Origin of the sequence: Prevotella sp. HJM029 (genome assembly GCF_000599605.1) — a bacterium.
Lineage (GTDB): Bacteria > Bacteroidota > Bacteroidia > Bacteroidales > Bacteroidaceae > Prevotella.
The window spans coordinates 1-21,882 of record NZ_AZHT01000039.1 but is presented as its reverse complement, the minus strand read 5'-3'; the positions used below and the strand labels follow the sequence as shown (position 1 = coordinate 21,882).

Here is a 21,882-nt window from a genome sequence, read left to right as displayed (position 1 = left end):
ATGTACGCAATTGTAGAAATTAACGGTCAACAGTTTAAAGCTGAAGAAGGCAAGAAGCTTTTTGTGCATCATATTAAAGATGCTGAAGCAGGTAAAACTGTTGAATTCGACAAAGTGCTGCTCATTGACAACGATGGCGCAGTTAAAGTCGGTGCACCCACAGTAGCTGGGGCAAAAGTAGTAGTAGAAGTTGTTAACCCACTTGTGAAAGGTGACAAAGTCATCGTTTTCAAGATGAAGCGTCGCAAAGACTATCGCGTAAAGAATGGTCATCGCGCACAATTCACTGAGGTTACAATTAAATCAATTAACGCTTAAAACGAGGAGGAACAAGAAATGGCACATAAAAAAGGTGTAGGTAGTTCTAAGAACGGACGTGAATCAGCTTCACAAAGATTAGGCGTAAAAATCTGGGGCGGTCAAAAGATTATTGCTGGCAATATTATTGTTCGCCAACGTGGAAACAAACACTTTGCAGGTGAGAATGTAGCCCAAGGAAAGGATGACACATTATATGCTTTAGCTGATGGTGTTGTTTATTTCCACAAGGGTAAATTCAATAAGAGTACAGTATCTGTCCTCTCGCCCGAAGTTTACGCAGCTAAGACAAAAGGTGAAGCATAAATAAGAAAACTTATTCCAAACAAACGATAAAATCCAATTGCGACTATGCAATTGGATTTCTTATTTTTCAATCATGCCACATCCTTTAGCTATAAAGGAAAGCTCATAATAATATTTTGCACATCGAAAAAAAATAGTAACTTTGTACCATCAATAAATCATTAAAGGAGAAAGAAATCAATGCTCACACTCAAATTGATTAGTGAAGAAACAGAACGTGTTATAAAAGGACTTGAGAAAAAACATTTTCAAGGAGCACGTGAGGCTGTTGAAAAAGTACTGGAATATAACGAGATACGCCGCAAGGCACAACAAAAACTCGATGCAAACAAGCAACAACAAAATCGGCTTTCCAAGCAGATTGGCAGCTTGATGAAAGAGGGATATAAAGCTGAAGCTGAGAACATAAAGGAACAAGTAGCTGAATTAAAAGCTGCAGACAAGGCTTTAGAAGAAGTAATGGAGAAAGCACAAAAGGATATGACTGAAGTGCTGCTTTCTATCCCAAATATTCCTAATGACGATGTGCCCGAAGGTAAAGATGCCAACGACAATGTTATTGTGAAAGAAGGTGGTACGAAGCCAGACCTCGGCGCTGAGGCCTTGTGTCATTGGGATTTGCTGAAAAAATACAACTTGGTTGATTTTGACTTAGGTGTAAAGATTACAGGAGCTGGCTTCCCTATTTATTTAGGTAAGATGGCAAGGTTTCAACGCGCATTAGAAGCATTCTTTTTAGATGAAGCGCGTAAGGCTGGCTATTTAGAAGTACAGCCGCCTTATGTTGTCAATGAAGATTCGGGCTATGGAACGGGACAACTACCCGATAAGGAAGGCCAAATGTACCATGCCAACTTAGATAATCTCTTCCTCATCCCCACAGCCGAAGTACCTGTCACAAATATCTTCAGGGATGTCATTCTCGATGAGAAGGAGCTCCCCATCAAGCGATGCGCCTATTCAGCATGCTTTCGCAGAGAGGCTGGTTCTTATGGAAAAGATGTGCGCGGACTAAATCGCTTGCATCAATTTGACAAGGTTGAAATTGTAAGAATTGATAAGCCCGAACACTCTTATGAGTCGCTCAACGAAATGCTACAACATGTTGAAAGCTTGGTACAGAAATTAGAACTCCCCTATCACATCCTTCGATTGTGCGGTGGTGATATGAGTTTCACATCTGCAATTTGCTATGACTTCGAGGTATGGAGTGCAGCACAAAAACGCTGGTTGGAGGTTTCTTCGGTGTCCAATTTCGAAAGCTATCAAGCCAATCGCCTAAAATGTCGCTATCGCAAGCAGGAAGATAAAAAGATAGAGCTATGCCACACACTCAATGGGTCGGCACTAGCCTTGCCCCGAATAGTTGCAGCCATTATTGAGAACAATCAGACAACAAATGGCATCCGTGTTCCAAAAGTGTTAGTTCCCTATTGTGGGTTCGAGTACTTAGACGATAAAAATTTTGATTAAAAATGAAAAAAGCCAGCACAGGAAGAGTTTCGTGCTGGCTTTTTGTTCCCTATTATCAAAGAGTATCTTTCTTCACGTGCTCTCAATAATCTTTTAAAAGGCATCCTATCTTACAGGAGATTGTAACTTTTTCGCTCGATATCCTAATCGCTTGATAGGGATTACTTCCCTTGCTGTTGTTTTATCTCCCATCGTTTGAGTACTTTTGCATTTGTATTTTTCAAAGCGCCCATAGTTCTATATCAGAAACATCTTGTAACACCCAATTTTCAAAAATGGCAGTATATGGTGGTATCTAAAAATAAAAGACATTTGAATCCCTATCAAATATCTTTCATGCGGAAAGGATAGGATTCGAACCTACGAAACGCTTTAGGCGTTTACACGCTTTCCAGGCGTGCCTCTTCAACCACTCGAGCACCTTTCCTCGTTTTAAAGTGCTGCAAAGCTACTATTTTTATTTGGATTTTCAATACTTTCTATGAAAAAAGTACAACCAGAATAGCCATTTCATTTCATTTCACTATCATTAGATAGTCTACCTTTAATAGAAAAAGCGTAACTTTGTATGCACAAAAAGGATAATTCTTATGGATGAAACGATTGATATAAAAGGGGCTCGAGTTAATAACCTCAAAAATATTTCATTAAGTATTCCTCGAAATCAACTCATTACAATTACCGGAGTATCGGGCTCTGGCAAGTCGTCTTTGGCTTTCGACACTCTTTATGCCGAAGGACAACGCCGCTATGTAGAAAGTTTGTCTGCCTATGCACGTCAGTTCTTGGGACGCATGAGTAAACCTGAGTGCGATTTCATTCAAGGTTTGCCACCAGCTATTGCCATTGAACAGAAAGTGATTTCGCGAAATCCACGTTCAACAGTGGGTACAAGTACGGAAATCTACGAATACCTCCGCTTGCTTTATGCGCGCATCGGACACACCATATCCCCCATCAGCGGAGAAGAAGTGAAGCGCCACACACCAGAAGATGTAGTTAACCGGATACTTGAATATACAGACGGCACATCCATCCTCATTTTAGCTCCCTTACATATTGCAACTAACTGCACACTCAAAAAACAGCTCGAAATGTATATGCAGGAAGGGTATTCTCGGGTTTTCATCAACCAAGAGATTATGCGCATTGAGGATGTTTTAAACAATGCGCAGCAACTTCAACAACCTGCCGAAGACTTCTTTTTGGTCATCTCACGCATACGAGTTGATCATACAAAAGATACCCGCACTCGCATAACGGACGCAGCAGAAACGGCATTTTACGAAGGCAATGGAAATTTGCGTATCAGTATTCAGCCTAGCAATATCTCTTTCGATTTCTCCACCAGGTTTGAAGCCGATGGCATAACATTCGAAGAACCCAACGACAATATGTTCTCTTTCAATTCGCCCTTAGGAGCCTGTCCCACCTGTGAAGGTTTTGGGACCGTCATCGGCATTGATGAGAAATTAGTCATTCCCAACACTTCCTTGAGCATCTATGAAGGTTGTGTGCAATGCTGGCATGGTGAGCGCATGGGGATGTGGCAAAGCGAATTTATCCGCCGAGCAGCTCAAGACAACTTCCCCATTTTTGAACCCTATTACAAATTAGATAAGAAATATAAGCGAATGCTTTGGCATGGACTCGATTGCGAAAAGGGCTTAGATATTCATGAAAAGATTTGTATTGATGCGTTCTTCCATATGGTGAAAGAAAATCAGTACAAAATTCAATATCGAGTAATGCTAAGTCGCTATCGTGGAAAAACCATCTGTCCCGATTGTCAGGGAATGCGCTTAAAAAAAGAAGCAACGTGGGTGAAAGTGAATGGGAAAAGTATAACAGAATTGGTTGAAATGCCAGTGAGCCTACTCAAAAACTGGTTTGACCATCTAAAGCTTTCTCCGCAAGAAGCTGATATATCTAAACGCTTAGTTACCGAGATTCAAAACCGTTTAAAATATTTATTCGAGGTGGGATTGGGCTATCTCACGCTCAATCGACCTTCCAACACGCTTAGTGGCGGTGAAAGCCAGCGCATCAACCTCACCACCTCGCTCGGCTCATCACTTGTAGGTTCTCTTTATATCTTAGATGAGCCAAGTATAGGCTTGCACAGTCGAGATACCGACAGACTCATCCATGTGTTAAGGGAACTGCAAGAAGTTGGTAACACAGTCATTGTTGTTGAACATGATGAAGAAATTATGCGGGCAGCCGATTACCTTATTGATGTAGGTCCAGACGCAGGCAATTTAGGTGGAAATATTGTTTTCCAAGGCAGTACAGAATTACTTTCCAAACAATCAACTAACAAACTTATCACAGAATACCCACATTCCTATACCATAAAATATCTCACCCATGCTGAAACAATTGCCGTCCCTGCGTCCAGAAGATCATGGAATCAATCTATCGTATTGAAAGGTGCACGCATGAACAATCTGAAAGGTATTGATGTAATAATTCCCCTTAATGTGTTTACGTGTGTCACAGGCGTCTCTGGTTCAGGGAAATCTTCTCTCATTAAAGGCATCCTCTACCCTGCTCTCAAACGCCAACTTGATGAGGTTGCTGATATACCAGGAGAATTCACTGCCTTAGAGGGCGATGTAAAGGCTATCAAGCACATTGAATTTGTCGATCAAAACCCTATAGGAAGAAGCACCCGCTCCAATCCCGCTACATACGTAAAATCCTACGAGGCCATTCGACAATTGTTTGCCGAACAACCATTAGCAAAGCAAATGGGCTTCACCCCGCAATATTTCTCATTCAATACTGAAGGAGGCCGATGTGAAGAATGCAAGGGTGCAGGTGTTATCAATGTGGAAATGCAGTTCATGGCTGACCTTGTATTAGAATGTGAGTCATGTCACGGACAACGATTTAAACGTGATATTTTAGAAGTTAAATTCCATAATAAGGATATCTGCGACATTCTGAATATGACTGTCTCTGAGGCCATCAGCTTCTTCAACACACACAAACAAAAAACTATTGTTAATCGTTTGCGTCCTTTGGAAGATGTAGGATTGGGTTATATCAAATTGGGACAGAACTCCAGTACACTTTCTGGTGGTGAGAACCAACGCGTAAAACTGGCATACTTCATAGGACAGGAGAAGCAAGAACCTACACTTTTCATCTTCGATGAGCCTACGACAGGACTTCATTTCCATGATATCCAACGTCTACTAACAGCATTCTATGCACTCATCGAGCGCGGGCATACAATTCTCGTCATTGAGCATAATTTAGATGTTATTAAGTGTGCTGACTATGTTATTGATCTCGGTCCTGATGGAGGGGACAAAGGTGGAGAATTGGTTTTCCAGGGAACACCAGAAGCTTTAATAGGATGTAAACATAGCATTACTGCAAAATTTTTAAAAGAGAAATTATAAAAGTAGTATCTCATATGCAAAAGGCAATTAGTATACTCATCCCGTGTTATAACACCTATTGTGTGGAATTAGTGAAACAACTCGCTGGACAATGCGAAGATATCGAAGGGTTACATTATGAAATTATTGTAGCCGATGATGGTAGCTGTGATGAACATACACGCTTGCGCAATAAAGAGATTTTAGAACTCGACCATGTCAGTTATCTCATACGCAAGGAGAACGTCGGTCGGGCACGCATCCGCAATCTTCTCATACAGCAAGCACTTTATCCCGCACTTCTATTTATTGATGCAGACATGATAATTCATCATGCAAATTATATCTTGAACTATGTTCTGCTCAGCGATACCACCTCCGTGGCCTATGGAGGTTATGTGTTAGCACAAGGGAGTAAAAGCAATTTAAGATTTTGCTATGAACAAGCCACAAGCAAACAAAATCAGTTGAGAGAACGGACAAAACATCCCTATAGCAAACTGCGTACATCCAACTTATTCGTTATGCGCAATGTGGCGCAACAACATCCTTTTGATGAGGACCTACGTCAATATGGCTATGAAGATATGCTCTTGGGTATAGAATTGAAAAAGGCTGGTGTTCCTGTTTTACATATAGAAAATCCAGTTCTGTTTTATCGATATGAAAACAATGCACAATTCCTACAAAAAACAGAACAAAGTTTGCAGAACCTTTTCTTCTTACAACATCGTCTAAGCGATTGCTCACGATTGCTCAACTTAGTACATACACTTCAAAAATGGAAAGTTGATTGGCTGTACATGTACTATTGGCGTAGTAAGCAAGAGACATGGAAAGCACAGTTGAGGGGAACGGCTCCCAATTTAAATATTTTCAAACGCTACAAATTAGGGTATCTTATTTCACTCTTTGAGGTAGCTGATGCAATTCGACCAACCAGCGCTTGTCACGAAGTTTAAGGTTAAGGACATAAACTGCCCTTTCAAGCTGATGTGCCGCCATTCCCAGAGTATCCATCACTAAGAAATCGTAAACCTCCACTTTGGCTATCATTTGCTCATCGTTCTTACCATATTGAAGTGAGAGCACTTCATATTTAGCTGCCGATGGCATAGCACGCAGAGCCTTGACATCTTCTTCGTGTACCTGCGATGCAGCATATTCTAACCAACGCTTTGAGAGAGGCGTTACATAAGGCATGCACGCTTCATATTGCCAATTGAAATAATGCTGAGAAAACGAATCGACACAGGCATCAGCTGCACCTTCGTCTGTGAAATGTCTACATGAAGAGACTGAAAAACATAAGCATATCAAAACAAGACAAAAACCAATTTTATACACAGGCAATGAATTAAATAGGGTGAAATAAAACTCGTTAGCGAGGCAAAGTTACTGAAATTACTTGGTATACTCAGCTTTTCTTAATAAATTTGTCGCAAAGAAATAGGACGAAATGCTGAAATTTATTTCATTTGGTAGTGGGAGTAGTGGTAATTGCTACTGCCTTTACACGGAACAAGAGGGGCTGCTCATCGATGCAGGAGTCGGAATTAGAACTTTGAAAAAACATATAAAGAACTACGGACTCTCCTTAAATAACATGCACAACCTACTCATCACACATGATCATGCCGATCATATTAAGTCGGCAGGCTGGTTAAGTATTGATCCTGGAGTAAACGTGTATGCGACACAAAATGTACACCAAGGCATAGAGAATAACTATTGTGTGCGCAAGAAAGTTGCTTCAGAACATATTAAAATTATTAAGGCAAATGTTCCCTTCAACATTGGTGAATACCACATTACTCCTTTCCAAGTGCCCCATGATAGCACAGATAATATGGGCTACAAAATTGTTTATCACAACATTACATTTGTACTCATAACTGACGCGGGGCATATTACCTCCGACATGCAACACTTCATTAATGAGGCCAACTATTTAGTAATAGAAGCCAATCATGATGAAACAATGCTTACTCAAGGACCTTATCCCGCACATCTAAAAGAGAGAATATTAAGCCCTAATGGGCATCTGAGTAACCAGGCATGCGGCGAAGCATTGGCACAATGTGCTACACCTGCACTGAAGAATGTTTGGTTATGTCATTTGAGCGAAGAAAACAACCACCCCGTGTTAGCACAAAAAACCATTGAAGACATTCTGAAGGCACATGGCATCATCACAGGAATAGACTTTCGTTTAGAAGTGTTGAAACGGAAAGTGCCCAGTGGCTACAAGGAACTTATTTAAATTTTAAACAGGGAATGACACACCATCAGCTACAACAAATTGAGATTTAGTATCTAGTATAAAACATCCTTTGATACACATACCGTTCGTTTAGAAGTAAGCAAAGTAGAACTACTCTAACAGCGTTGTTGCACGAACACGACTCAGTGTCTCTGGTGTCATTTGTAAATAGCTCGCTATATAGAGTAATGGTGCACGCAAAATAACTTGTGGCATGAGTTTGCTCATACGCTTATAGCGATTGCTCGCAGACTCAAAACGCACCAAATCGGCATGTACCTGCGAAAGAATAAGACTCTCCTCCAAAATCTTACGATAAAGAATTTGAATATTCACATTATGCAACGCTACCTGTTCTAAATGCTTTTTAGGTAGCGCATAAATAATGGAGGTTTCTAAAGCTTCAGCTTGTAAATGGCTAGGGACTTCTTTAAATAAACTTTCTATACACATAAAAATAGATCGATCGGCACCCAAATGCTCAGTCATATCCTTCCCATTCTTGAAATAATACTGTCGAATAAGGCCTTTGTCAATGTAATAAATGTTCTCACACACGTCACCATCTTTAAGAATAGCTTCACCTTTAGTAAACTTCATCGGCACCAGCACACTCTCTAAAATGTCTAATTCATCGTGTGTCATTGTGCTATACTTTCGCGCAAGTTCGCGTGCTATATCGCGCGGCGTATTCATCAATTCTTTCATAAATAAGGATTTTTCAAAAAGTTAATTATAGGGGTTGCTTAATCCAATTTCAATACTGCTAAGAAGGCTTTTTGTGGCACTTGCACGTTGCCCACTTGCTTCATGCGCTTTTTGCCTTGCTTTTGCTTTTCCAAGAGTTTTCGTTTTCGACTGACATCACCACCATAACATTTGGCCGTAACGTCTTTCCGCACTTGCTTAACCGTTTCACGAGCGATAATTTTAGCTCCAATCGCTGCCTGGATGGCTATGTCGAACTGCTGTCGAGGGATAAGCTCTTTGAGTTTCTCGCACATCCTGCGTCCAAAGGTCACGGCATTACTTTCGTGAGTGAGCGTCGAGAGTGCATCAACGGGCTCACCATTGAGCAAAATATCCAATTTAGCCAACTTCGACGGACGAAATGAATCAATGTGATAGTCGAACGAAGCATAGCCTTTTGAAATGCTTTTGAGTTTGTCATAGAAGTCGATAACGATTTCACCAAGCGGAATATAAAAGTGTAATTCCACCCGATTGCCGCTCACATATTCTTGCTTAATGAGCTCCCCACGCTTGTCCAAACAGAGGGTCATAATGGAACCTATGTAGTCGGCCGCTGTGATGATGGTAGCACGAATGTAAGGCTCCTCAATATGGTCGATAAGCGTTTGTTCGGGCAAGCCCGATGGATTGTGCACCTCCTTCACATTGCCCTGTTTGTCGTAAACCATATAGGACACATTAGGGACGGTGGTAATAACATCCATATTGAACTCCCTATCCAAACGTTCTTGAATGATTTCCATGTGCAACAGCCCCAGGAAGCCACAACGAAAGCCAAAACCTAAAGCTACAGAACTCTCTGGAGAAAAGGTTAAAGCGGCATCGTTAAGCTGCAACTTTTCTAAAGAAGCACGCAAGTTCTCATAGTCATTGGGATCGATGGGATAAACACCTGCAAAAACCATAGGCTTCACCTCCTGAAATCCGGCAATCGCTCCGCGGCAGGGATAAGCAACAGAGGTAACCGTGTCACCCACTTTCACTTCGGTTGCCGTTTTAATGCCGCTGATGATATAACCCACTTCACCCGTTGTGAGCGCCTGCTTGGGCATCATATCCATCTTCAAAACACCCACTTCATCGGCCGTATATTCCATTCCCGTGTTGAAGAACTTCACCTTTTCACCCTTCTTGATGCAGCCGTTAACCACTTTGCATAGCACGATTACCCCACGGAAACTATTAAAAATGGAATCGAAGATTAAAGCTTGGGCAGGCGCTTCGGGGTCGCCGACAGGTGCGGGAATACGCGCGATAACAGCCTCTAAGATGCGCTCCACGCCCTCACCCGTCTTGCCCGACGCACGAATAATTTCTTCGCGCTTGCAACCGAGAAGTTCAATAATCTCATCTTCCACTTCGTCGGGCATCGCATTGGGCATGTCGATTTTGTTGATCACGGGGATAATCTCCAAATCGTGCTCAATCGCCATATACAAATTGGATATAGTCTGTGCCTGCACACCCTGCGTGGCATCAACCACGAGCAATGCGCCTTCGCAAGCTGCAATCGAACGCGAGACCTCATAAGAAAAGTCTACGTGTCCTGGCGTATCAATTAAGTTTAGAATGTAATCCTTACCATCCTGTGCTTTGTAACCCATTTGAATGGCATGGCTTTTAATCGTGATGCCGCGTTCACGTTCCAAATCCATGTCATCCAGCATCTGGCCTTCTGTGATTTGAATCGTTTTTGTCTTCTCCAACAAACGATCGGCAAGTGTAGATTTGCCATGGTCTATATGTGCAATAATACAAAAGTTTCGTATATTATTTATCGTTTCCATTCGGCTGAAAAATTACTTTTACGCGCAAAGTTAACGAAATTCCTTTAATAATTTAGTAACTTTGCGTGAAATAAAATTGCCGAACAATGAAAAAAGCATTATTCTTAAGCGCAGTAATTTCACTGCTTGTAGGCTGCCAGCACGAAACCGTTGACGACAGAGCTGCCCGGGAGGCAGCCGACTATACGAAGCAGATGTGCCCCACACCTATTGAAAACTTCACGCGAACAGACAGCTTGGTCTTCAACCGGGCGACACGCACCCTCATCTATTACTGCGCATTTAGCGACAAAATGGACGACGAAAAAATGGTGGCCATCAACCGAAACAAGCTCGTTGAGGGTTTGAAGGCTGGCATTAAAAACGACATCGGGCTCAAAACCTATCTTGAAGCGGGCATACACGTGATGTATGTTGTGCATTCTACAAAAGAGCCTCAGAAAGTGCTCTTCAAGGAGCAAATCCACTAAACCTTGCAGAAGCCTTGCCCATAAAAGCATTCAGCCATGCGTTTATCGACCTTCCAAGGGGATAAAATTAATTTCCGAAATGCTTGCGGAGCTTCCGCTAACGATAAAACAAAAATTTTAATGCTTGCGGAGCTTCCGCAAATGGTAAAACAAAAAATTTGGCGCTTGCGGAGCTTCCGCAAATGGCAAAACAAAGAATTTAGTGCTTGCGGAGCTTCCGCAAATGGTAAAACAACAAATTCAGTGCTTGCGGAGCTTCCGCAAATGGTAAAACAAAAAATTTAGTGCTTGCGGAGCTTCCGCAAATGGTAAAACAAAGAATTTGGCGCTTGCGGAGCTTCCGCAAGCACTAACATAAACGTTTTCTTCGTTTTTATGCGTTCCGCAACGGATAAACGGGTGTCGTTCGGGATTACGGTTCAGGATTTGAGCAAAATAAAAAAGAGTGGCAACACAGCCGTGCGCCACTCTTTTCGCTTTTATCATGCAATGATTTATTCAACCACCTCTGGTTTCATGTTGGTGTAAACCGTTTGCACATCGTCAAACTCTTCCAAACGTTCAACCATCTTGTCAATCGTTTCGCGCTCTTCGGGCGTCACATCTTTGAGGTCGTTTGGTATATAAGTGAATTCAGCTCCCGTCACTTCAAAGCCCTCAGACTCTAAATGTTTTTGAATGTTGCCAAACTCTTTCGGGTCGCCATAAATGGTAACCTCATTCGTCTCGTCGTCTTCGTCATACTCGTCTTCAACACCATAATCAATGAGGTCGAGCACCAACTCGTCCATATCCAGCCCCTCCTTTTTCTTAAAGGTGAACACACATTTGTGATCGAACAGGAATGACAGACTGCCCGTTGTGCCCATGTTGCCATTAAACTTGTTGAAGATGGAGCGCACGTCGGCCACGGTGCGCGTGGTGTTGTCGGTCAAGGTGTCGACAAAAACGGCTACGCCGTGAGGGCCATAACCCTCATAGGTCACCTCCTTATATTCGCTTTGGTCTTTTCCCATCGCGTTCTTAATTGCACGCTCGATGTTATCCTTCGGCATATTCTCGCGCTTGCAATTGGCTATCAAAGCACGAAGCGTCGGATTGTTTTCTGGTTCGGGTCCACCAGCCTTTACTGCGATTGCTATTTGTTTACCCAATTTCGTAAACACGCGGGCCATGTGCCCCCATCGCTTTAGCTTTGTTGCTTTGCGATATTCAAATGCTCTTCCCATTTTTATTCTATTTTCTTATGATTTATACTTGGTTTGTTAGCGCAATTCAGCACCCAACTGCGTGGTGAGCTGCTTAATCAACTTCTGCATGATGGCATCAATCGCTTTATCGTTGAGCGTTTTCTCGGCATCCTGCAGAATGAAGTTCACCGCATAACTCTTTTTGCCTGCGGGCAAGTTTTTGCCTTCATACACATCGAAGAGTTCAACACGCTGCAACAGCTTCTTCTCGGTTTGCTTAGCGATTTGCACAACCTGTGCAAACGAAACATCCTTATCAAGCAACAAGGCCAAATCGCGACTCACAGCGGGATATTTGCTGATTTCCTGGTACTCAACCTTATGTTTGCGCACCTCACGCATCAGTGCCTCCCAATCAACGTCGGCGTAATACACGGCTTGCCCAATAGAAAATTCTTTGAGCACAGCCGACGACAAGACACCTATCTCGGCAAGCACCTTGCCGTTGCGTGTGCTGTAAGTCAAGCCTGCACTGAAAATGTTGTTTTCACTGGCTGTGACACTCAGTTTCTCGACCGAAACGCCCACGCGTACAAAGATGTTGTGCAGATAGGCTTTCAATTCAAACACGTTGCTGTCGGCATTGGCTTGCAACCATGAGCCTTCAACCTGCTTGCCCGTCAGCCAGAGCGACAAATGCAAATCCTGGCTATAGGCCTTGTCGGGATGGTCGCTCTCCCACTTCTCTTTCGTATATTGATAGACATTACCAAATTCGAAGAAGCGCAGGTTGCTGTTCTTGCGGTTGATGTTGCGCACCAAACTCTCCAAACCGCCGAAGAGCATCGTCTGGCGCATCACCCCTAAATCGGTGCTCAAAGGGTTCATTATCTTCACCATTCGTGCTTCGGGATAGGCCGTCCATTCGCGCCCTGCATAATAAGAAAGTTTCGTGAGCGAGTTGTTCAATATCTCATAAAATCCATTGCCCACCAACTGCTCGGCTATCAGATTGCGCAGATGATGGCTCTCATCCTCTTCGCCCGCAATGACTAAAGCGCTGCTCAAGTGATTGGATATTTCTACATTATTATAACCATAGATGCGCAGAATATCTTCCACCACATCGCACGGACGTTGCACGTCGCTACGATAAGCGGGCACGAGCAATTCCAATCCCTCTTCATTTTCCGAGAGCACCTTCATCTCCAAGCTCTCAGCAATGCGCTTGATGGTGTCGGCGCCAATCTCTTTCCCGATGAGCCGATGCACATAATCGTAGGACAAGCTCACGCGGCTCCCCTCGATGGGCGACGGATAGACGTCGTTGATGGACATAGAAATCTGTCCGCCCGTGAGCTCTTTGCACAAGATGGCCGCTTGCTTCAAGGCATAAACGACATCGTCGGGATTGATGCCGCGCTCAAACCGATAGCTGGCATCCGTGCTGAGTCCGTGCCGACGGGCCGTCTTGCGAATCCAAGTGGGATGAAAATAGGCAGCCTCCAACACCACGCTATGGGTTGTTGCATAGGTTCCGCTGCCCTTTCCGCCCAACACACCCGCAATGCACATGGGCTCGCGGGCATTGCAAATGCAGAGGTCGTGCTCGTCCAACGTGCGCTCTTCGCCATCTAAGGTGACGAATGGAGTTCCTTGAGGTTCGGTGCGCACCACAATCTGATGCCCCTCAACCATGTCGGCATCAAAGCAGTGCATGGGCTGTCCGTAGGCCATCATGACGTAGTTGGTGATGTCGACGATATTATTAATCGGTCGCAGCCCCACGGTGCGCAATTTGTTTTGCAGCCACTCGGGGCTCTCTTTGATGTCGCAGTTGCTGATGCTCACACAAGCATAGCGCTTGCAAGCCTCGCGGTTTTCAATCTCCACGGCAATAGGAAGAGACTCGTTGTCCACGCGAAACGCCTCGCAATCGGGACGATGCAGCCGTGTCTTATAGCCATTTTGCTTGAGCCAAGCATAGAGATCGCGCGCCACGCCATAGTGCGAAAGCGCATCGCCACGGTTGGCCGTGATGTCAATCTCAATCAGCCAATCGCTCTCCACGTGATAATATTCTGCAGCCGGAGTACCCACCACCGCATCGTCGGGCAACACAATGATGCCATCGTGCGACGAGCCCACGCCAATTTCGTCTTCGGCACAAATCATGCCCATCGACTCCACGCCGCGCAATTTGCTCTTCTTGATGGTGAAGCTTTCGTCGCCATCATAGAGCACGCAGCCCAAATCGGCCACAATCACCTTTTGCCCGGCGGCCACATTGGCAGCGCCGCAAACAATCTGGCTCGGCACATCGCGTCCCAAGTCAACTTGCGTGATGTGCAGGTGGTCGCTGTTGGGATGGGCCTCGCACGAGAGCACCTGCCCCACGAAAAGCCCTTTCAAACCACCTTTTATGGTTTGCACCTCTTCCAAGGCGTCAACTTCTAAGCCGATTGATGTTAGCGCATCGGCCGTTTCCTGCGGAGTGAGCGTGAAATCGACATACTCCTTTAGCCATTTATACGAGATATTCATTTTTAATCTTTCGTTTCGTCAAAAACCGAGCACAAAGTTATAAAAAATCATATTGATACGCAAGAACAATATAAAAAAGGTGGAAGCCAACGCCTGTTCGCCGCGTCCAATAAGCCCGATGGGCCCGCCTACACCCTGCGATGAGCCGTTTAGCCCGTCGGCGAACTATTCGCCAGCAACCTTCGGACACGGAGCCACACGAGAAATGGTAGGGGCGGCGCCTGTGTGCCCGCCCGAACGTCCGCGCAGCGGCGTTTCCATCCGCAAAAGGCGCGTCCCCATCCGTAAAGGAGGCGTTTCCATGCGTAGAAATGTTTCTACATCACGCATGATGCACACTTGCTACCGATGGATGCGCCCTTGTGGGGCGACACGGGCGGGCACACAGGCGCCGCCCCTACCAACCTCCATCAAACCCCTCTGCCACGCAACTTTCCTTGATTTAGTCCATCGGCGAACTATTCGCCGGCAACCTTTTTCGATTTAGTCCATCGGCGAACTGTTCGCCAGCAACCTTTTTTCGATTTAGTCCACCGGCGAACTATTCGCTGGCAACCTTTTCTTGATTTAGTCCATCGGCGAACTGTTCGCCGGCAACCTTTTCTCGATTTAGTCCGTCGGCGAACTGTTCGCCGCCAACCTTTTCTTGATTTAGTCCATCGTCGAACTGTTCGCCGGCAACCTTTTTCGATTTAGTCCATCGGCGGAGCCTCTTCCGGCAACCTTTTCTTGTTTTAGTCCGTCGGCGGAGCCTCTTCCGGCAATCATTTTCGATTTTGTCCGTCGGCAGAGCCTCTTCCAGCGACCTTTTCTTGTTTTAGTCCATCGGCAGAGCCTCTTCCGGCGACCTTTTCTTGTTTTAGTCCGTCGGCGGAGCCTCTTCCGGCGACCTTTTGCACCACCAAATTCCCATTCGGATTGACGAAAGCATGCGTTTGTGATGGTGCACTCCCGCTTGGCCGGCAATCACGATGACCTCCATTTTCTGCCTCACAAAAACGAGCAAAGAAAAGGTGCAGATGGGCTTAAAATCGCATAAATGTTAGGAAAATGTTCCACTATCTGCGTTTTATTTTGTAATTTTGAGCACAGATTTCAGCGTTTCACGACTCGAAATCAGCTTGATGGCACCAATCAATTATTCGCATACGGAAAGGTAGACAGACATGCACTTTAAATGGAACTATATAGCCCCCACGGCACAAGAACAGGCCGCAGCCCGCGAATTGGGCGAGAAGCTCTCGATGAGCCCCATCCTTGCGCAGCTCCTCATTCAACGCGGCATCACAACCGAGTCGGCGGCAAAACGATTTTTCAAACCGCAACTCTCCAACCTCATCAATCCTTTCTTAATGAAAGATATGGACGTGGCCGTTGATAGGCTCAACGACGCCATGGGGCGCAAGGAGCGCGTCATGGTTTATGGCGATTATGATGTGGATGGCTGCACGGCGGTGGCCTTGGTCTATAAATTCCTGCGCCTGTTCTATTCGAACATCGATTACTACATTCCCAACCGCTACGACGAGGGCTACGGGGTGAGCCGCAAAGGCATTGAGTATGCAAGGGAGACGGGCGTGAAGCTCATCATCATTTTGGATTGCGGCATCAAGGCTATCGACGAAATCGCCTACGCCAAGGAGTTGGGCATCGATTTCATCATTTGCGACCACCATGTGCCCGACGAGGCAATGCCGCCGGCAGTGGCCATCCTCAATCCCAAACGCCCCGACGACCGCTATCCCTTTAAGCATCTCTGCGGCTGCGGCGTGGGCTTTAAATTCATGCAGGGTTGGGCTAAAAATAATGGCATCCCGTTCTCCAAACTCTCTCCGTTTCTCGACTTCTGCGCCGTGTCGATAGCCGCCGACTTGGTGCCTGTGGTTGAGGAAAACCGCATCATGGCTTATTATGGTTTGAAACAGCTCAACCAAAACCCAAGCCTCGGACTGAAAGCCATTATCGAGGTGTGCAATCTGGCCAATCGTGAGCTGTCGATGAGCGAAATCTGCTTCCGCATCGGTCCTCGCATCAATGCATCGGGGCGCATGGAGAACGGTCGGGAGAGCGTCGAGCTATTGGTTGAAAACGATTATGCCAACGCCCTCGAAAAAGCGCGGCACATTGACCAATACAACGAGCAACGCAAAGACATCGACAAGCAGATGACCGAAGAAGCCAACCTCATCGTCTCAAAACTGGAAACGCAAAAGCATCAATCGAGCATCGTGCTCTATGACGAGAATTGGAAAAAAGGCGTCGTCGGCATCGTGGCATCTCGCCTGACGGAGATTTATTATCGGCCAACGGTGGTGCTCACACGCGATGGTGACTTGGCCAGCGGTTCGGCACGTAGCGTGGCTGGATTTGATGTCTATGCAGCAATTAAAAGCTGCCGCGACCTGCTACTCAATTTCGGCGGCCACACCTATGCAGCCGGGTTGACCCTGCGCTGGGACGATATTCCCAAATTCAAAACATTGTTCCAGCAATATGTGGAAGAGCATATTGCACCCGAACAAACCGAAGCAACATTGCACATCGACGCGCTGATTGACTTTAAGGATATTAGCAAAAAATTCTTCCACGATTTGAAAAACTTTTCTCCCTTCGGGCCTGAATGCACAAAGCCCGTGTTTGCCACATTGGGTGTCTACGACTACGGCACCAGCAAGGTCGTTGGCCGCGAGCAAGAGCACATTAAATTAGAATTGGTCGACTCGAAATCGAGCACCATTGTCAACGGCATTGCCTTTGGCCAGAGTGCCGCTGCACGCTACATTAAAAGCAAACGCGCTTTCGACATTGCCTACACCTTAGAGGCCAACGTCTTTAAACGCAATCAAGTTCAATTGCAGATTGAAGACATCAGAGCCGAAGAAGCCTGCACACCTACCGACACACCACCCGAAGAATAGCTACTCAGCATGGACTATCGCCAAATTCTGCGCGAATATTGGGGCTACGACAACTTTCGCGGCATTCAGGAAGAGATTATCCAAAGCATTTGTAGTGGTAAAGACACATTAGGACTGATGCCCACGGGCGGCGGAAAGTCCATCACATTTCAAGTCCCAGCCTTAGCTTTAGACGGCGTGTGCATCGTCATCACACCACTCATTGCACTCATGAAAGACCAAGTAGACCATCTGAAGGCCAAGGGCATCAGCGCAGCAGCAATCTACTCGGGCATGACACGAAACGAGATTCTAAAGACCCTCGAGAATGCCGTCTTCGGTGCTATCAAACTGCTTTATGTTTCGCCCGAGCGCATCGGCAGCCCACTCTTTCAAAAGAAAGTGAGCCACATGCACGTGAGTTTCATCACCGTTGACGAAGCCCATTGCATCAGCCAATGGGGCTATGATTTCCGACCTGCCTACTTACAAATCACCAACCTCAGAAAAATAAAACCCGAAGCTCCCATCCTGGCACTCACCGCAACTGCCACACATAAAGTGATTGACGATATCCAACAGTGTTTGGCCTTCCGCGAGAAAAACGTGTTCAGAATGAGCTTCGAACGCAAGAACTTGGCTTACGTTGTGCGCATTGCCGCTGATAAAGAAGCCGAGTTGGTGCATATTCTGCAAGCTGTTCCTGGTTGCGCCATCGTTTATGTAAGAAGCCGCAAGAAAACAAAGGAAATAGCACAGCTGCTGCAAGAAAACAACATCACGGCTACTTCCTATCATGCGGGGTTAGAACATGTCACAAAAACCATAAGACAAGAAGAATGGATGAGTAACAAAGTACGCGTCATCGTGGCCACAAATGCGTTTGGAATGGGCATCGATAAACCTGATGTGCGCCTTGTGATACACATCGATGGTCCCGACTCCATCGAAGCCTATTTCCAAGAAGCGGGACGTGCTGGAAGAGATGGGAAAAAAGCCTATGCTGTATTGCTGTATAACTCGGTTGATGCACGAAAGTTGCAAAAGCGCATTGACGATAACTTCCCACCAAAAGATTATATCCGAAAGGTATACGATAGCTTAGCCTACTATTTTCAAATTGGCATCGATAGTGGCGCTGGCTATACCTTCAGTTTCGACATTAATAAGTTTTGCAAAATCTATCAGCTCTCTATCACCTATACGCTCTCTTCACTCCACATCCTATCACAATTAGGTCACATCGTCTACGAAGATGATCCCAGTAGCGCTGCTCGTATCCAATTCTTACTCTCACGCAACCAACTCTATTATTTAGACCATCTTACTCCAAAAGAAGATGCAACTATCGAAGCAATCTTGAGACTCTATGGCGGATTGTTCAATGATTACGTCTACATTGACGAACAGCTCATTTCGCAACACGCAGGCCTATCCCCACAAGAAGTTTATCTCATATTGAAAGGGCTTACCGAACAGCGCATCGTGCACTTCATTCCACAACGCAAAATGCCCTTCATCCACTATCTACGAAACAGAATCGACGGCTTTCGACTAAATATCACATCCGAAGTTTACGAAGACAGAAAGCTCGAATATGAAAAGCGTATTCAAGCTTTCATCAATTACGCTGAAAATAGCCATATATGCCGTAGCCGTCAACTATTAGAATACTTTGGTGAAACAGTGCAGAAAGATTGTAATCAGTGTGATGTGTGCCTTGGAGAAAAACAACATATATCCGATAAGATAGTAGCTTGCCAAACAGCAATCATACAACTACTGCGCGATGGGAAACCTCATTGCACAGCAGAAATGCATGCTCTACCTTTTGCCCAGAAAGATATCGAGAAGGCGATGGAACAACTGCTGAATGAAGAGCACATAGATTTTGATGGTACATTCATGCAACAGAAATAAATATAATTAAAATATAAAATGAAATATCTACTGGTATCCGACATTCATGGCTCATGGCCCACATTAAAAAAGGTGTTGCTACACTTCGACAACATGCATTGTGACATACTCTGCATTTTAGGAGATATCATTAATTATGGTCCGCGTAATGGCGTGCCCGAAGGATTAAACCCAAAGGAAATCGCCGAAAAGCTCAACGCTATAGCTGACAAAATTATAGCTATCAGAGGTAATTGCGACTCTGAAGTTGACCAAATGCTACTCGACTTTCCCATCATGCAAGACTATATGCTCTTAGTTGATGAGGGGCACAAGATGCTGCTTACGCATGGCCACATATATAACAAGGAGCATCGCCCAAAAGGCCAGTTCGATGCTATCATCTATGGACATACTCACCTTTGGGAACTATCGTGCGATGCCAAAGGAATTGTCTGTAACACGGGCTCTATTACCTTTCCAAAAGGAGGAAATCCGCCAACATTTGCCACTTATGAGCATGGGGCATTCACCATATTCACACTCGATGGCCTCCCACTAAAGCAAATCAATATTAAAGAAAAATGAATGATATCTGGCTATCACGGAGAAGAAATAAATGAAACGTCAGCGTCCAATAGTGCCATTTGCAGTTGTGCACTTTTATTTAGCAACATACATAGTAAAAATATGACAGTGACATTTAGGGCCTGGAGTCAAGGCTATAAAGAATTACAAAGTGAGGACAGTACACTATTTAGGTTAGATGGCTACAACAAGACTCGCTATTCTCGCCGCAAGAAGAAAGAGGGGCTGTTGGAGCTTGCTTCTCGCGAAGCCCACGAGAAGCAAGAGGTCTACTTTGCAACGATACTCAATGATGACGGTAGCCCCTACTGTGCTATTGAGTCCAATGTGGGGTACTTTGGATTGGACTTCCTGAGGGAGAATTACGATAACTACTTATTATATGAGTATAGGGAGTACAATGAACATCCCAGGAAGTTATTCCTAAAGGCCATCTTCTTATTTGAATGTTATCCAGGAACGGATAAGAAAATGCGTCGAATAGATTACACCTATGCTCAAGAAGGAAGTTTTAAAACTGTCATCTATCAAGGGGAGATGATTGATGGCACTTATGAGGAAATCATAGCAGAGCATCCCCCCATCTCAAAAGATGAGCTGGAGAAGCTTTGGGTTGATTATCCCAAGTTCGGTGAATATGACCAACTCATACGTTTGGATCGCATTCCTTTGCAGGCTCGGGAACGTATTCTTGAGTATACGGACAAGGAGTTTCCTGCTTTTAGGCAGTATCTTCAGCGAGACATCGCACGCTATCAACAGACTAAGAAGTAAAGATGCTCACCTTCAACAAGGCACGTGCCAAGTTCTATCCTTTCAATGAGGTTTTTTTAGAAGCACCGAAGAAAGCTATAAATCTACCAGAAGGGTCTCCTACAAAGCATCAGTATGTGAGGCTGGATTCCTATAACCCTCACACGGGCGAGATTGTTTCTCGTAAGTATACCCAGCTTAGTGAGGTGTCAGAGGAGACTGCAATTCGTTATTTAAAGGAACTATCGGATAAATACGCACCTGGTTCGATCATTGCTGATGTGCCTTCAAATAGAACAGGTTTGAATAAAGGTATTTTCGAGGTTAACCAAGGGCGTGACTTAAAAGGGAAAATGATTCTCGAGGTGCCTGTGCAAAAGAAGCCAATCCCACAAAATGTAATAAACTATGCAGATAAGCTTCGCATAAAAATCAGAAATACGAATAATAAATTATATAATTAGTTATGAAGACAATATTTAATAGTACTTGGGTAGGTAATCATATTTGTACAGAAGAAACCACCCTATTCCAATTAGATAGCTACAACAAAACTCGCTATTCTCGTCGCAAGAAGAAAGAGGGTCTATTGGAGCTTGCTTCTCGTGAAGCCCACGAGAAGCAAGAGGTCTACTTTGCAACGATACTCAATGATGATGGCAGCCCTTATTGCGCCATTGAGTCCAATGCGGGATACTTTGGCTTGGACTTTTTGAGAGATGACTACGATAACTATTTGAGTTTCTCGTATCGTTCCTATCCGGAGTATCCAGGCAAGCTGTTCCTATACGGAATAATCCTTTACGAATGCCGTCCAGGAACGGCAGAGAGGCTAAGGCGGATAGATTTTGGATATAATTTCGAGAGAAGTTATAGTACGCTACTCTATCAGGGAGAAGCCTATAATGGGACATTTGAAGTAATTAAGACAGATCATCCCCCTATCTCAGAGGAGGAGTTCTCCAGGCTTTTGGTAGATTACCCTAAGTTCGGAGAATATGACCAACTCATACGCTTGGATCGCATTCCTTTGCAGGCTCGGGAACGTATTCTTGAGTATACTGATAAGGAGTTCCCAGCATTTAGGCAGTATCTCCAGCGAGATATCGTACGCTATCAACAGCCTAAGAAGTAAAGATGCTCACCTTCAACAAGGCACGTGCCAAGTTCTATCCTTATAATGAGGTTTATTTAGAAGCACCGAAGAAAGCTATAAATCTACCAGAAGGGTCTCCTACAAAGCATCAGT

General features: G+C 44.7%; 20 protein-coding genes and 1 tRNA gene. 15 read left to right on the top strand and 6 right to left on the bottom strand.

What is annotated here, in order from left to right; genetic code table 11:
• The 3 genes from rplU to serS all read left to right on the top strand — a co-directional run bounded on the left by rplU (position 1) and on the right by serS (position 2,097).
• Positions 1-318 carry a 50S ribosomal protein L21 gene (gene rplU, locus X919_RS0103960; RefSeq protein WP_028899113.1) on the top strand — a complete coding sequence of 106 codons (318 nt, stop codon included), beginning with the start codon at positions 1-3 and terminating at the stop codon, positions 316-318.
• 18 nt (positions 319-336) lie between these two features.
• Positions 337-624, top strand: a complete 288-nt coding sequence (rpmA, locus tag X919_RS0103955; RefSeq protein WP_028899112.1) for a 50S ribosomal protein L27 — start codon at positions 337-339, stop codon at positions 622-624.
• 180 nt (positions 625-804) lie between these two features.
• Positions 805-2,097 (top strand): serine--tRNA ligase, encoded by a 1,293-nt coding sequence (gene serS, locus X919_RS0103950; protein ID WP_028899111.1) that lies wholly within the window; start codon positions 805-807, stop codon positions 2,095-2,097.
• Positions 2,098-2,436: 339 nt separating this feature from the next.
• Here the strand turns inward: serS and X919_RS0103945 are convergent.
• Positions 2,437-2,524, bottom strand: a tRNA-Ser gene (locus X919_RS0103945).
• A 163-nt stretch (positions 2,525-2,687) separates the two neighbouring features.
• On the opposite strand from X919_RS0103945, the gene uvrA reads away from it, so the two are divergent.
• Both uvrA and X919_RS14740 read left to right on the top strand, forming a co-directional pair.
• Entirely contained in the window at positions 2,688-5,510 is a 2,823-nt protein-coding gene (uvrA, locus tag X919_RS0103940) for an excinuclease ABC subunit UvrA (protein ID WP_028899110.1), read from the top strand.
• Between the two features lie 14 nt (positions 5,511-5,524).
• A complete protein-coding gene (locus tag X919_RS14740) occupies positions 5,525-6,451 on the top strand; it encodes a glycosyltransferase family 2 protein (protein WP_051502410.1) in 927 nt (308 codons plus the stop codon).
• Here the strand turns inward: X919_RS14740 and X919_RS15905 are convergent.
• Positions 6,390-6,692, bottom strand: a complete 303-nt coding sequence (locus X919_RS15905) for a hypothetical protein (RefSeq protein ID WP_028899109.1) — start codon at positions 6,690-6,692, stop codon at positions 6,390-6,392. The two genes, X919_RS14740 and X919_RS15905, sit on opposite strands and share 62 nt — an antisense overlap.
• A gap of 256 nt (positions 6,693-6,948) precedes the next feature.
• Here X919_RS15905 and X919_RS0103925 point away from each other — a divergent pair, with 256 nt between their 5' ends.
• A complete protein-coding gene (locus X919_RS0103925) occupies positions 6,949-7,752 on the top strand; it encodes an MBL fold metallo-hydrolase (RefSeq protein WP_028899108.1) in 804 nt (267 codons plus the stop codon).
• A 111-nt stretch (positions 7,753-7,863) separates the two neighbouring features.
• Here the strand turns inward: X919_RS0103925 and X919_RS0103920 are convergent, their stop codons facing one another.
• Both X919_RS0103920 and lepA read right to left on the bottom strand, forming a co-directional pair.
• Positions 7,864-8,460 (bottom strand): Crp/Fnr family transcriptional regulator, encoded by a 597-nt coding sequence (locus X919_RS0103920; protein ID WP_028899107.1) that lies wholly within the window; start codon positions 8,458-8,460, stop codon positions 7,864-7,866.
• Positions 8,461-8,498: 38 nt separating this feature from the next.
• The gene (gene lepA / locus X919_RS0103915; protein WP_028899106.1) at positions 8,499-10,292 is read right to left on the bottom strand and encodes a translation elongation factor 4; all 1,794 of its coding nucleotides are present in this window, start codon (positions 10,290-10,292) and stop codon (positions 8,499-8,501) included.
• 86 nt (positions 10,293-10,378) lie between these two features.
• Here lepA and X919_RS0103910 point away from each other — a divergent pair, with 86 nt between their 5' ends.
• Both X919_RS0103910 and X919_RS0103905 read left to right on the top strand, forming a co-directional pair.
• Positions 10,379-10,762 (top strand): hypothetical protein, encoded by a 384-nt coding sequence (locus tag X919_RS0103910; protein WP_028899105.1) that lies wholly within the window; start codon positions 10,379-10,381, stop codon positions 10,760-10,762.
• 36 nt (positions 10,763-10,798) lie between these two features.
• On the top strand, positions 10,799-11,047 hold the full coding sequence (locus X919_RS0103905; protein ID WP_028899104.1) for a hypothetical protein: 249 nt from the start codon (positions 10,799-10,801) through the stop codon (positions 11,045-11,047).
• A gap of 209 nt (positions 11,048-11,256) precedes the next feature.
• On the opposite strand, the gene X919_RS0103900 is transcribed toward X919_RS0103905, so the two are convergent.
• Both X919_RS0103900 and pheT read right to left on the bottom strand, forming a co-directional pair.
• The gene (locus X919_RS0103900) at positions 11,257-11,991 is read right to left on the bottom strand and encodes a YebC/PmpR family DNA-binding transcriptional regulator (protein ID WP_028899103.1); all 735 of its coding nucleotides are present in this window, start codon (positions 11,989-11,991) and stop codon (positions 11,257-11,259) included.
• Positions 11,992-12,027: 36 nt separating this feature from the next.
• Positions 12,028-14,496: a phenylalanine--tRNA ligase subunit beta gene (pheT, locus tag X919_RS0103895; protein WP_028899102.1), complete on the bottom strand. Its 2,469-nt coding sequence runs from the start codon at positions 14,494-14,496 to the stop codon at positions 12,028-12,030.
• A gap of 52 nt (positions 14,497-14,548) precedes the next feature.
• Between pheT and X919_RS16455 the strand changes: the two genes are divergently transcribed.
• From X919_RS16455 to X919_RS0103860, 7 genes are all read left to right on the top strand, one after another.
• A complete protein-coding gene (locus X919_RS16455; RefSeq protein ID WP_155949654.1) occupies positions 14,549-14,983 on the top strand; it encodes a hypothetical protein in 435 nt (144 codons plus the stop codon).
• Between the two features lie 679 nt (positions 14,984-15,662).
• The gene (recJ, locus tag X919_RS0103885; RefSeq protein WP_028899101.1) at positions 15,663-17,414 is read left to right on the top strand and encodes a single-stranded-DNA-specific exonuclease RecJ; all 1,752 of its coding nucleotides are present in this window, start codon (positions 15,663-15,665) and stop codon (positions 17,412-17,414) included.
• A gap of 9 nt (positions 17,415-17,423) precedes the next feature.
• The gene (locus tag X919_RS0103880; protein ID WP_028899100.1) at positions 17,424-19,313 is read left to right on the top strand and encodes a RecQ family ATP-dependent DNA helicase; all 1,890 of its coding nucleotides are present in this window, start codon (positions 17,424-17,426) and stop codon (positions 19,311-19,313) included.
• 18 nt (positions 19,314-19,331) lie between these two features.
• Complete coding sequence (gene yfcE / locus X919_RS0103875) at positions 19,332-19,880, top strand: phosphodiesterase (RefSeq protein WP_028899099.1); 549 nt, start codon at positions 19,332-19,334, stop codon at positions 19,878-19,880.
• Positions 19,881-19,982: 102 nt separating this feature from the next.
• On the top strand, positions 19,983-20,654 hold the full coding sequence (locus X919_RS0103870; protein WP_028899098.1) for a hypothetical protein: 672 nt from the start codon (positions 19,983-19,985) through the stop codon (positions 20,652-20,654).
• Positions 20,655-20,656: 2 nt separating this feature from the next.
• A complete protein-coding gene (locus X919_RS14735) occupies positions 20,657-21,097 on the top strand; it encodes a hypothetical protein (protein WP_051502409.1) in 441 nt (146 codons plus the stop codon).
• 2 nt (positions 21,098-21,099) lie between these two features.
• Entirely contained in the window at positions 21,100-21,768 is a 669-nt protein-coding gene (locus X919_RS0103860) for a hypothetical protein (RefSeq protein ID WP_028899097.1), read from the top strand.
• Positions 21,769-21,882: the final 114 nt, after the last annotated feature.